A 9,199-nucleotide genomic window follows, 5' to 3' on the forward strand; every position below is an offset into this window, starting at 1 on the left:
CCTTACCGGCCGGTCATCGAGACGGCGACGTCGAACAGTTGTCCATCCCGATCGAAGCGGAACACATATTGATCGCCTCGCGTCCCGACGAAGCCCACGAAGGTCGCGCCCCTCGCCCGGGACCGCGCAATTCCCTGGGCCTCCGACACGCTGATCTGACGCTGCGCCGGACGGATCTGCTCAGAGCGATCCCCGCCGCGGTCGCGGTCGCCACGGTCGCCACGATCCTGCGCCGCCGCCGACAGGGGCGCGGCGGCGATCAGGGCGGCCAGCAGACATGTGCGGATCCGGTTCATGAAAGACGATCTAGGCCCGCGGCTCTGAACGCCGCCTGAACGGGCATTGTAGACATATTTCACGATCGTGCTCCGCCCTCCGTCAATAGCGGCCCCTCTTTTCCTCCTCCGCGCCGAAAAGGCGGTCATGGACGCGAAGTCACGGACATGAACGAAAGCTGACCCGGACCGTTCAGACGGGGCTCAGGCCCGGCATGGTTTTCTCCGATCAACGCAGCCGACCCGGCCGGCGTGAAGTCCAAGGAGAAGACCGATGATGAAGAAGTTTCTCATCCCCGCCCTCGCCCTGGCCGCGGCTTCCGTCGCGGTCCCCGCCATGGCCCAGAACTACGGCGTGCAGCATCGCGACGATCGCGGCGGGCGCTACGAGCAGGATCGGGGCGGTCGTTACGACAACGACCGCGGCGGCAACTGGCAGAACATCAGCCAGCGCAAATACCAGCTGGATCGCCGCATCGACCAGGGCGAGCGCAACCGTCAGCTCAGCCGTCGGGAAGCGACCCGGCTGCGGGCCGAACTGAACGCCCTCGTGCATCTGGAACGGACCTATCTGCGGGGCGGCCTCTCGTTCCGTGAGCGCGCCGAGCTGGACCGTCGCTATGATCGCCTGTCGGTCCAGATTCGGGCCGAGCGCCGCGACCACGACGACCGCCGTGGCGACCGTCGGGACGACGACCGCCGCTGGTAAGACCTGACCTTCTTCCCGAAGGTCCGAAGGGCGCGATCCGCACGGGTCGCGCCCTTTCCCTATGCGTCCGGCCGCAGGCGGCTCTCGACGACCGTGACCGCCTGCCCTCTGAGCAGCACCCGGTCGCCGCGGGTCTCGGTCTCGATGTCTCCGCCCCGGCCGGGGAAGACCTGCCGGAATCGCACCGTCGCCCGGTCCAGCTTGGCCGCATAAAGCGGTCCCAGGATGCAGTGGGCCGATCCGGTCGCCGGATCCTCGTCCACGCCGCAGCCGGGCGCGAAGAAGCGGTCGACGACGTCCACGTCGTCCATGGGATCAGCCGGGGCGCAGACGATCACCTGCCCCCGCTCGCCGGCCTCGCCCTGGAGGTCGGCCAGGGCCCGGATGTCGGGCCGCACCGATCGCACCGCGTCGGCGTCGACCAGCACCGCGACCAGGTAGCGTCCGGCCCAGATCTCGAGCGGGGTCACGCCCAGCGCTCCGGCCAGACCGTCCGGCATCACGGTGGGGCGCGGCGGATCGGCCGGAAAGTCCATCTCATAGCCCTGGCCGACCCGGACCACGGCCAACGGTCCCGACCGGGTGTCGAAGGTCAGGATCCCGGCCGGAAGGTCCATCTCGGCGAGCAGCACATGGGCCGAAGCCAGGGTGGCGTGGCCGCACAGGTCGACCTCCATCCCCGGCGTGAACCAGCGCAGGCCGAAACGGGCCGGATCGCCGGTGCGCAGCAGAAAGGCGGTTTCGGCCTGGTTGTTCTCCTTCGCCATCGCCTGCATCCAGTCGGCCGCCGGCCATTGATCGAAAGGTTCGACCACGCAGGCGGGATTGCCCTTGAAGGGCGTGGCGGAGAAGGCGTCGACGGTCCATTGGCGCATCAGGCGATCTCCGGCCCGATGACGGTGAGTTCCGGCCAGCGCGCCCGGGCGCTGGCCACCGCCCTGTCCCAGCCGCGCGCGAGCGGCCGATCGGGATTGGGCCGCAGGGTCATCGAGAAAACGTCGTCCAGGCCGAACGGGGCCGCTACGCTGATCGCATCGTCAGCCTCCAGCCGCACTCCGACCGCGAAGGCCGGAGCCACGAAACGGGCCAGGGCCTCGTCCGTGCCGGTCAGGGCTGCATAGGGTTCTCCAAACCGGTCCGCGAACCACAGGTGCACCCGCGCCTGGTTGCGGACCTCCACCTCGGACCGGAAAGGCTCGTCGAAGGCGGCGGCGACCCGCTTGATGACGCCGTCTTCGGCGTCCCAGCTCGTGTCCGGGTCGAAATAGCCGAGGTCATAGTCCTTGCGCCCATAACCGACCGGGCGGCCGGTCAGGGCGTTCCAGACGCTCTGATAAACGGCGCCGGAGAATATCCGCCAGTCGTTCAGGCCCAGTGGGCGCACCGTCCGCAGCACATGCATCAGGGCGGGATCGGAGCGGACGATCCCGGTCAGGCGGACGTGCAGGTCGGTCATTTGCGGTCCCGGATCGGCCAGCCGTGGTCCAGCGGCCCATGCCCGCCGCCCAACCCCGGCGCCCGCCGGATCGCCTCGGCGACATAGGCCCAGGCCTGGGCTACGGCGGTCTCCAGCGGCAGTCCTTGCGCGATTCCCGCCGCGCAGGCGCTGGCCAGGGTGCAGCCCGTGCCGTGGGTGTTGCGGGTGTCGAACCGTTCGCCCTCCAGCAGGGTTTCGCCGGTCGGTGTGAGCAAAAGGTCGACGACCATCTCGCCCGGAACATGCCCGCCCTTCATCAGGACCGCTCGCGCGCCCATGGCCAGCAGGGCGTCGCCAGCGCGGCGCTGGCCGTCGAGGTCGGCGACGGCGATGCCGGTCAGGGCCTCGGCCTCGGGGGCGTTGGGCGTCAGCAGGGCAGCGCGCGGGATCATCAGGGAGCGCACGGCGGCGACGGCGTCGTCGGCCAGCAGCGGCGCGCCGCCCTTGGCGATCATCACCGGATCGATCAACGCCGGGGCGCTCGAGGTATCGAGGATGGCCGCGACCCGTTCAACCACGGCGGCCGAGCCCAGCATGCCGGTCTTGATCGCATCGGCGCCGATGTCGTCCAGCACGGCCCGCGCCTGGGCCTCGATCAGATCCAGCGGCAGCGGATGCACGCGGTGGACGCCGAGGGTGTTCTGCACCGTGAGCGCGGTGATGGCTGTCGCCGCATGGCCGCCCAGCATGGTCACGGCCTTGATGTCGGCCTGGATTCCGGCGCCGCCGCCGGAATCCGAGCCGGCGATGATCAGAACGCGTCCGCGGAAGGAAGGCATGCCGCTGGATGGCCAATCCGCGCCGACTCGGCAAGGCGGATCATATATTGTATTTAGGCTATATTGCTGATATACGATATTCATGCACGCCGCCCTGCAAGCCCTTTCCGAGCCGCACCGCATGGTCATCCTGTCCATGCTGGCCGACGGCGAACGCCCCGCCGGGGATTTCGTCGAGGCCCTGCCCATCGCCCAGCCGACGGTGTCGAAACACCTGTCGGTGCTGCGCGAAGCCGGTCTGGTGACGGTCCGCAAGGACGCCCAGCGGCGGCTGTACAGTCTGAACCCCGCGCCGCTGAAGGAATTGGACATCTGGCTGGCCGGCTATCGCCGCTTCTGGACGAATCGGCTCGATGCGCTGGAGGCGCATCTCGACAGGGAGTTTCCGCAATGACCGACACGCTTGATCTGGAGGTTCGCCTCGGCGCCGAGGCCGGAACGTGGCGGCGGATCGACGGCGGCTGGGAACTGCATTTCGAACGCCGCCTGCGCCATTCGCCCGAGAGGGTCTGGAAAGCGCTGACCACCGGCGACGGCCTGGCCTGCTGGCTGGCCGAGGCCGACATCGACCTGCGGCCCGGCGGCGCCATGGAACTGAACTTTCGCCAGCCCGACCACGACTTCATGCCCGACACGCCCGAGAGACGCCGGCAGTCGAACGAGGTGCTCCTGGTCCAGCCCTTCGCCCGGTTCGAACACACCTTCGGCAGCAATCCGGAGTCCGTGGTGTCGTGGCGGCTGGAGCCCGACGGCGACGGTACGCATCTGACCCTGATCCACCGCGTGCCGGAATCGTGGACGGACATGCGCAAGAATGTCCTCAGCGGCTGGCATCACCACATGGAAGGACTGGACGACGCCGCGCAGGGCGTGCGCCATCCGTGGTCGTGGGATCGCTGGTTCGCCCTGCGCGACGCCTACGCCGCCCGGCTGGAGGGCGCGGCGTGACAGCCCCCGTCGCCTCGGCGGGCATGCTGATCCGCAGGCCTGTCGCCGAGGTTTTCAAGGCCTTCGTCGATCCGGACGTAACCGCCCGCTTCTGGTTCAGTCAGGGCGGCGGCCCGCTTGAGCCCGGCGCACGCGTCCGCTGGACCTGGGCGATGTACGGGATGGGCACGGACGTCGTCGTCAAGGCGGTCGAACCGGGTCGGCGCATCCTGATCGACTGGGACGTCGACAGCGACCCGACCGAGGTCGAATGGACTTTCGAGGCTCGCGGAAGCGGGACCTGGGTGGAGGTCTTCAATCGCGGGTTTCCTGGCGCCCGGGACGAACAGGTCGCCAAGGCGCTCGATTCGACGGGCGGCTTCGCCCTGGTGCTGGCCGGGGCCAAAATCTGGCTGGAGCAAGGGATCGACCCGCGCTTCGTCGTTGACCGCCATCCGGACGCCCGCGTGGCGGGGTGGGACGCATCATGACCGCGCCGGTGGAAGTCCGCGTCGAAAAGCGTTTCCGCCATCCGCGGGAGCGGGTGTTCGACGCCTTCCTCGACCCCGTCCGCGTCGGCGAATGGCTGTTCCATACGCCCGACGGGGTGATGGAGAAGACCGACTACGACCCCGTCGTCGGCGGATCGTTCGCCCTCTTCGAGCGCCGGGGCGCCAACCTCGCGCGGCATTTCGGCAAGTTCGTCGAGATCGCGCGGCCCGACCGCATCGTCTTCGATTTCCGGGTCGACGAGGCCCCGGACGAGCCGACCCGGGTCATCGTGACCTTCGCCGACGACGGCGACGGCTGCGTCGTCGTCCTGACCCACGACCTCGCGCCCGCCTGGGCCGCCTGGGCCGACCGCACCGTCGCCGGCTGGGCCATGATCCTGGAGAGCCTGGTCGAAGTGGTGGAGGCGGGCCGATGATCACCGCCGCCGCTCCCTTCCTGATGTTCCAGGGCAAGTGCGAGGACGCCCTGACCTTCTATGCCGGCACGATCCCGGGCGCGCGGATCGTGTCGCTGGACAGGAAGCCCGACGGCACGGTGGCCATGGCGCGGCTGTCGGTGGCGGGGCTGGAGATCATGGCCAACGATTCCCCGCCCGTGCACGCCTTCGACTTCACGCCCTCGACCTCGACGTTTCTGATCGTCGACAAGGCCGAGGATGTGGACGCGCTGGCGGCCGCGCTGGGCGAGGGCGGCAGGCTGCTGATGCCGCCGGACGACTACGGCTTCTCGCAAAGGTTCGGCTGGGCGCAGGACCGGTTCGGCGTGTCGTGGCAGATCAACCTCCCCTGAGGCCGGAGTGTCTGCATGACGACAACTGACCACGACGCCTATATCGCGGCCGCGCCGGAGCCGTTTCGCCCCCTGCTGCGTCAGCTGCGCGCCGGGCTGTCGCAGGCGCTGCCGGACGCCAGGGAAGTCGTCATGTACGGCATGCCCGGATTTCAGATCGGGGACATGATCGTCGCGGGTTACGCCGCCTTCAGCAAACAGTGCGGCCTGTATGTCGATCCGGGCGCGATCGCCGCCCATGCCGACGAGATCGCCTCCCTGAAGCTCAAGGCGTCGAAGACCGGAGTGACGTTCTCGCCCAACAGGCCGATCACGGCTGAACTGGTCAGGAAACTGGCTGTGCGTTCGCGCAGCGAAAAGGGGCTCTAGCGCCCCTCACGTGTCCGCCACCGCGGCCTGCACCTTCAGCGCCTGGACCGTCTCGCGGACGTCGTGGACGCGGATGATCGAGGCTCCCCGCCGCGCCGCCTCCAGCGCCAGCGCCAGCGAACCGCCCAAACGGTCCCCCGGGTCGGTCGCCGAGGGATCGATCGACCGGATCGTGCGCTTGCGGCTGGCCCCGTACAGCACAGGAAAGCCGGCCGCCGCCAGCTGGTCCAGATGAGCGGTCAGGGCGAGGTTGTGAGCCGGCGTCTTGCCGAAGCCGATGCCGGGATCGAGCCAGATCCGCTCGCGCGCCACGCCGGCGGCCATGGCGGCGTCGGCGCGGGCGAGGAGCCATTCGGAGACCTCGGCGACCACATCGGCATAGGCCGGCGCGTCCTGCATGGTGCGCGGCTGGCCCTTCATGTGCATCAGCACGACGTCGCAACCGAGGGCGGCCGCGGTCTCCCGACTGTCCGATGCGAAGCCCAGCGCGCTGACGTCGTTCCACATCGTCGCCCCGGCGGCGACGGCGGCGCAGGCGACCCCGGGCTTCATGGTGTCGATGCTGATCGGCCCGGCCCAGCCGGCGGCGCGGAGGCCTTCGATGACCGGGATGGCGCGGGCGATTTCCTCGTCCATAGCCACCGGATCCGCGCCCGGCCGGGTGCTTTCGCCGCCGATGTCCAGAATGTCCGCGCCCTGCCCGGCCAGCGCCAGGCCGTGCGCCACCGCGGCCTCGACGTCCGGCAGCCGGCCGCCGTCCGAGAAGCTGTCGGGCGTGACATTGACGATGCCCATGACGCGGGGCCGGTTCATTGGTCCCGCCCTCCGATCAGCGCGGCGATGGCGTCGAGGTAGGCGGCGAACGCCTTCCGACCCTCCCCGGTGATCGAGACCCGGGTGAGCGGCTTGTTGTTGACGAAGCTCTTGACGATGGCGACGTAGCCGGCCTCCTCCAGCTTCTTCAGATGCACCGACAGATTGCCCTGGGTGGCTTCCAGCACGGTCTTGAGCTCGGTGAAGTCGGCGCTGTCGGCGTCGGCCAGATAGACCATGATCCCCAGCCGCATGCGGCCGTGGATGACCTCGTCGATGCGTCCGAGATCGGCCAGTCCCATGGTTCAGGCCGCCTTCGATCCGGCGCGGGCGTCGCGGAACATGATCCAGCCTGGGAGGGCGAACAGCAGGAACAGGGCGACTGTGCAGACACCGAGATACCAGAAGGGCTCGCGCACCAGCACGCCGAGGGCCACCGCCGTGGCCCAGCCGCCGAGCGCCGTGGCCAGCATCCAGCCCTTCCGCTTCAGTGTCCAGGCCATGTACCAGGCGGCGGCCTGAAGCGCGAAGACAATGGCCGCGTAATAGAGCCAGATGGCGAAGTCCTGATCCCTCCAGGCGCCCACGCCGAAGACGATGATCACGGCGGTGTTCGCCATGCCGGTGGCGCTGAAGGCCGCGTTCAGGGTGCGGCTCGCCATCGGACCGCGATTGGCCCCGCCATCCTTGCGGTCCTTGAGAATGGCCCAGGTCAGCACCGACAGGAAGGCGACGGTGATCCCGACGACGAAGGCGAGGTTGGCGAGATCGGGCCAGCGGATCAGCCCGGTCGCCTGACCGACATGGAACAGGCACTGCAGGCCGTACAGCAGGCCGCCGGCGAGATAGCAGATCGCCAGGGTCATGGGCGGGCGTCCGCCGCCCTCGACGATCGAGCGCATGAAGGCGAGGTCGTCCTCAGGAGAATGAAGGCGGGGCTTGGCGGGCATGGTCTGTCTCCGGGGCCGGCTCGCCCCCGGGGGTGGACGAGCCGGCGAGTCTTGGCAAGCTATTCGGCGGCGGCGAATTCCGCCTCCCTTTGACGGCGCCACGGGACGCGCCGACCGTTGAGCCACCGGCCGACGAAGCTGTGGCGCACCAGCAGTTCGTAGGTCAGCAGACTGATCGCCATCGTCCCGCCGATGACCGCGCCGAACTTGACGAACCACGGCCAGGTTTCGTTCACCACCAGGATCTGTCCGACCATGACCAGCGGCAGGTGGACGATGTAGACCCAGTAGGAAGAGTCGGCGAGGTAGCGGCTAACGACGCTGTGGCCCGAGGCGAAGCGCAAGGCCAGCGACAGGACCGCGAAGGTCGAGGCGAAGACGGCCAGGGCCATCACCGCCGCCAGCGGGGCCTTCAGTTCGGGATCGGTGACCGGCGCCAGGTCCGGGACCGGTCCGCCGGCCATGACCATGGCGGCCGCGCCGACGCCGAGGGCCACGACCGTGAACACCGGCCACAGCCGCTCGATACGAACCAGCAGGTCCCGGCGGCGGTCGAGCAGAAAGCCGAGGGCGAAGGCGGTCCCGAAGGCCGTCAGCGCCGTCGCGTTCGGAACCAGCCCCGTGTCCGGGGTCGGTATGCCGAAGAAGGGCGTCCAGTTGGGCGCCAGCCAGAAGGCGAGCGCCAACGGCGCGGCCATCAGGGCCGGCGTCCACGGCCCGATCAGGGCGCCGGTGATCCGGTCGACGAGCCGGCCCCAGCCGCCGTCGCGATCCGCCATCGCGAACGGCGCGCGCAGGATGATCATGCCGGCGTAGAGGATCAGCAGCACCCAGAGGAACCACAGATGGGTCAGGGGGAAGGTCTCGAGCGTCAGCGGCGGCGGGGGCGGTCCGTCGGTCGGAATGGTCCCGCCGTTGCGGATGGCCGCCATCCAGACAAGGCCGGCGATGATGGCGGCGAGGATGGGGGTCCAGAAGGCCGCGAGCGGTCCGGCGATGCGGATCAGGCGGTCCTTGATGAAGCCCAGGGTCCCGCGCCGGCCCAGCATCATATGGGCGAACAGGCCGGCGATCAGGAAGAAGGCGGTCATCCGGAACAGGTGGATGGCGAAGAAGATGACGCCGGCGACCGGCGAGTTGTCGGTGTCCGGCACGATCCAGATGGTGACCGGGAAATACGACATGGCGGCGTGCAGGACGACGCCGAGCAGCAGGGCGGTCCCCCGCAGGGCGTCGAGGCCGTGCAGGCGTTGAGACGGAAGGGTTTCAGATGACGACATGACAAGGGCTCCCCTTTGATGAATGCCGTATTGCATAGACTAGTTTGCTTTGCAAACTTGTCTTTCAGTGAGGGCGGCAGCAGGCGGGGAGGCGTGCGGAGCGCCGGACCGGAGCCCGGAGATCAGATGAGACGAACCGTTTCGGCCCGGGGCCGGACGCTCCGCGCGGAGATTTTCCGGAAGCTTGCGTCCGGTGGCGGTCTTATCGCCTTACCGCAGCGCCTCCGGCGGGCGGGCCGTGCTTGCGACACGGTCCCCGGACCGGACGAGTATCCCCCTCGCCCCTGACGTCCGACATCCATCGAACCCCGGGCGAAC

At 69.0% G+C, this 9,199-nt stretch carries 15 protein-coding genes; 7 read left to right on the top strand and 8 right to left on the bottom strand.

The features are described from left to right. Positions 1–2: 2 nt before the first annotated feature. The gene (locus tag Q8Q71_RS13400) at positions 3–296 is read right to left on the bottom strand and encodes a hypothetical protein (protein ID WP_305760099.1); all 294 of its coding nucleotides are present in this window, start codon (positions 294–296) and stop codon (positions 3–5) included. 256 nt (positions 297–552) lie between these two features. Between Q8Q71_RS13400 and Q8Q71_RS13405 the strand changes: the two genes are divergently transcribed. Beyond that, positions 553–984 carry a hypothetical protein gene (locus Q8Q71_RS13405; RefSeq protein ID WP_305760100.1) on the top strand — a complete coding sequence of 144 codons (432 nt, stop codon included), beginning with the start codon at positions 553–555 and terminating at the stop codon, positions 982–984. A gap of 59 nt (positions 985–1,043) precedes the next feature. Here the strand turns inward: Q8Q71_RS13405 and Q8Q71_RS13410 are convergent, their stop codons facing one another. The 3 genes from Q8Q71_RS13410 to thiD are packed head-to-tail and all read right to left on the bottom strand — an operon-like array spanning position 1,044 to position 3,240. Continuing rightward, positions 1,044–1,859, bottom strand: coding sequence for a PhzF family phenazine biosynthesis protein (locus Q8Q71_RS13410; RefSeq protein ID WP_305760101.1), 816 nt, complete (start codon positions 1,857–1,859; stop codon positions 1,044–1,046). Further along, the gene (locus Q8Q71_RS13415; RefSeq protein WP_305760102.1) at positions 1,859–2,440 is read right to left on the bottom strand and encodes a nucleotidyltransferase family protein; all 582 of its coding nucleotides are present in this window, start codon (positions 2,438–2,440) and stop codon (positions 1,859–1,861) included. Before Q8Q71_RS13415 ends, Q8Q71_RS13410 begins: the two co-directional genes overlap by 1 nt. Further along, positions 2,437–3,240 (bottom strand): bifunctional hydroxymethylpyrimidine kinase/phosphomethylpyrimidine kinase, encoded by an 804-nt coding sequence (gene thiD, locus Q8Q71_RS13420; protein WP_305760103.1) that lies wholly within the window; start codon positions 3,238–3,240, stop codon positions 2,437–2,439. The genes Q8Q71_RS13415 and thiD overlap by 4 nt, the downstream gene beginning before the upstream one ends. An 82-nt stretch (positions 3,241–3,322) precedes the next feature. Here thiD and Q8Q71_RS13425 point away from each other — a divergent pair, with 82 nt between their 5' ends. From Q8Q71_RS13425 to Q8Q71_RS13450, 6 genes are read left to right on the top strand one after another with little or no spacing between them, the layout of a single operon-like run. Next, positions 3,323–3,634 (top strand): helix-turn-helix transcriptional regulator, encoded by a 312-nt coding sequence (locus Q8Q71_RS13425; RefSeq protein WP_305760104.1) that lies wholly within the window; start codon positions 3,323–3,325, stop codon positions 3,632–3,634. Next, positions 3,631–4,188 (top strand): SRPBCC family protein, encoded by a 558-nt coding sequence (locus Q8Q71_RS13430; protein WP_305760105.1) that lies wholly within the window; start codon positions 3,631–3,633, stop codon positions 4,186–4,188. Before Q8Q71_RS13425 ends, Q8Q71_RS13430 begins: the two co-directional genes overlap by 4 nt. Beyond that, the gene (locus Q8Q71_RS13435) at positions 4,185–4,658 is read left to right on the top strand and encodes an SRPBCC family protein (RefSeq protein ID WP_305760106.1); all 474 of its coding nucleotides are present in this window, start codon (positions 4,185–4,187) and stop codon (positions 4,656–4,658) included. Before Q8Q71_RS13430 ends, Q8Q71_RS13435 begins: the two co-directional genes overlap by 4 nt. Then, positions 4,655–5,095 (top strand): SRPBCC domain-containing protein, encoded by a 441-nt coding sequence (locus Q8Q71_RS13440; protein WP_305760107.1) that lies wholly within the window; start codon positions 4,655–4,657, stop codon positions 5,093–5,095. The genes Q8Q71_RS13435 and Q8Q71_RS13440 overlap by 4 nt, the downstream gene beginning before the upstream one ends. Further along, positions 5,092–5,469, top strand: coding sequence for a VOC family protein (locus tag Q8Q71_RS13445; RefSeq protein ID WP_305760108.1), 378 nt, complete (start codon positions 5,092–5,094; stop codon positions 5,467–5,469). The genes Q8Q71_RS13440 and Q8Q71_RS13445 overlap by 4 nt, the downstream gene beginning before the upstream one ends. A 15-nt stretch (positions 5,470–5,484) precedes the next feature. Further along, positions 5,485–5,838 (top strand): iron chaperone, encoded by a 354-nt coding sequence (locus Q8Q71_RS13450; protein WP_305760109.1) that lies wholly within the window; start codon positions 5,485–5,487, stop codon positions 5,836–5,838. 6 nt (positions 5,839–5,844) lie between these two features. Here Q8Q71_RS13450 and folP read toward each other — a convergent pair whose 3' ends face one another. The 4 genes from folP to Q8Q71_RS13470 are packed head-to-tail and all read right to left on the bottom strand — an operon-like array spanning position 5,845 to position 8,881. Beyond that, the gene (folP, locus tag Q8Q71_RS13455; protein WP_305760110.1) at positions 5,845–6,651 is read right to left on the bottom strand and encodes a dihydropteroate synthase; all 807 of its coding nucleotides are present in this window, start codon (positions 6,649–6,651) and stop codon (positions 5,845–5,847) included. Then, positions 6,648–6,953, bottom strand: a complete 306-nt coding sequence (locus Q8Q71_RS13460) for a transcriptional regulator (protein WP_305760111.1) — start codon at positions 6,951–6,953, stop codon at positions 6,648–6,650. The genes folP and Q8Q71_RS13460 overlap by 4 nt, the downstream gene beginning before the upstream one ends. 3 nt (positions 6,954–6,956) lie before the next feature. Continuing rightward, complete coding sequence (locus tag Q8Q71_RS13465; protein ID WP_305760112.1) at positions 6,957–7,601, bottom strand: hypothetical protein; 645 nt, start codon at positions 7,599–7,601, stop codon at positions 6,957–6,959. 59 nt (positions 7,602–7,660) lie between these two features. Then, entirely contained in the window at positions 7,661–8,881 is a 1,221-nt protein-coding gene (locus Q8Q71_RS13470; protein ID WP_305760113.1) for an acyltransferase family protein, read from the bottom strand. Positions 8,882–9,199 lie beyond the last annotated feature (318 nt).

Source organism: Brevundimonas sp. (assembly GCF_030704825.1).
Taxonomy (GTDB): domain Bacteria; phylum Pseudomonadota; class Alphaproteobacteria; order Caulobacterales; family Caulobacteraceae; genus Brevundimonas.

Bases quoted from the DNA above. Each gene is read 5' to 3' on its own strand.
- Q8Q71_RS13400 (WP_305760099.1), bottom strand. From the start codon at position 296: ATGAACCGGATCCGCACATGTCTGCTGGCCGCCCTGATCGCCGCCGCG.
- Q8Q71_RS13405 (WP_305760100.1), top strand. From the start codon at position 553: ATGAAGAAGTTTCTCATCCCCGCCCTCGCCCTGGCCGCGGCTTCCGTC.
- Q8Q71_RS13410 (WP_305760101.1), bottom strand. From the start codon at position 1,859: ATGCGCCAATGGACCGTCGACGCCTTCTCCGCCACGCCCTTCAAGGGC.
- Q8Q71_RS13415 (WP_305760102.1), bottom strand. From the start codon at position 2,440: ATGACCGACCTGCACGTCCGCCTGACCGGGATCGTCCGCTCCGATCCC.
- thiD (WP_305760103.1), bottom strand. From the start codon at position 3,240: ATGCCTTCCTTCCGCGGACGCGTTCTGATCATCGCCGGCTCGGATTCC.
- Q8Q71_RS13425 (WP_305760104.1), top strand. From the start codon at position 3,323: ATGCACGCCGCCCTGCAAGCCCTTTCCGAGCCGCACCGCATGGTCATC.
- Q8Q71_RS13430 (WP_305760105.1), top strand. From the start codon at position 3,631: ATGACCGACACGCTTGATCTGGAGGTTCGCCTCGGCGCCGAGGCCGGA.
- Q8Q71_RS13440 (WP_305760107.1), top strand. From the start codon at position 4,655: ATGACCGCGCCGGTGGAAGTCCGCGTCGAAAAGCGTTTCCGCCATCCG.
- Q8Q71_RS13445 (WP_305760108.1), top strand. From the start codon at position 5,092: ATGATCACCGCCGCCGCTCCCTTCCTGATGTTCCAGGGCAAGTGCGAG.
- Q8Q71_RS13450 (WP_305760109.1), top strand. From the start codon at position 5,485: ATGACGACAACTGACCACGACGCCTATATCGCGGCCGCGCCGGAGCCG.
- folP (WP_305760110.1), bottom strand. From the start codon at position 6,651: ATGAACCGGCCCCGCGTCATGGGCATCGTCAATGTCACGCCCGACAGC.
- Q8Q71_RS13460 (WP_305760111.1), bottom strand. From the start codon at position 6,953: ATGGGACTGGCCGATCTCGGACGCATCGACGAGGTCATCCACGGCCGC.
- Q8Q71_RS13465 (WP_305760112.1), bottom strand. From the start codon at position 7,601: ATGCCCGCCAAGCCCCGCCTTCATTCTCCTGAGGACGACCTCGCCTTC.
- Q8Q71_RS13470 (WP_305760113.1), bottom strand. From the start codon at position 8,881: ATGTCGTCATCTGAAACCCTTCCGTCTCAACGCCTGCACGGCCTCGAC.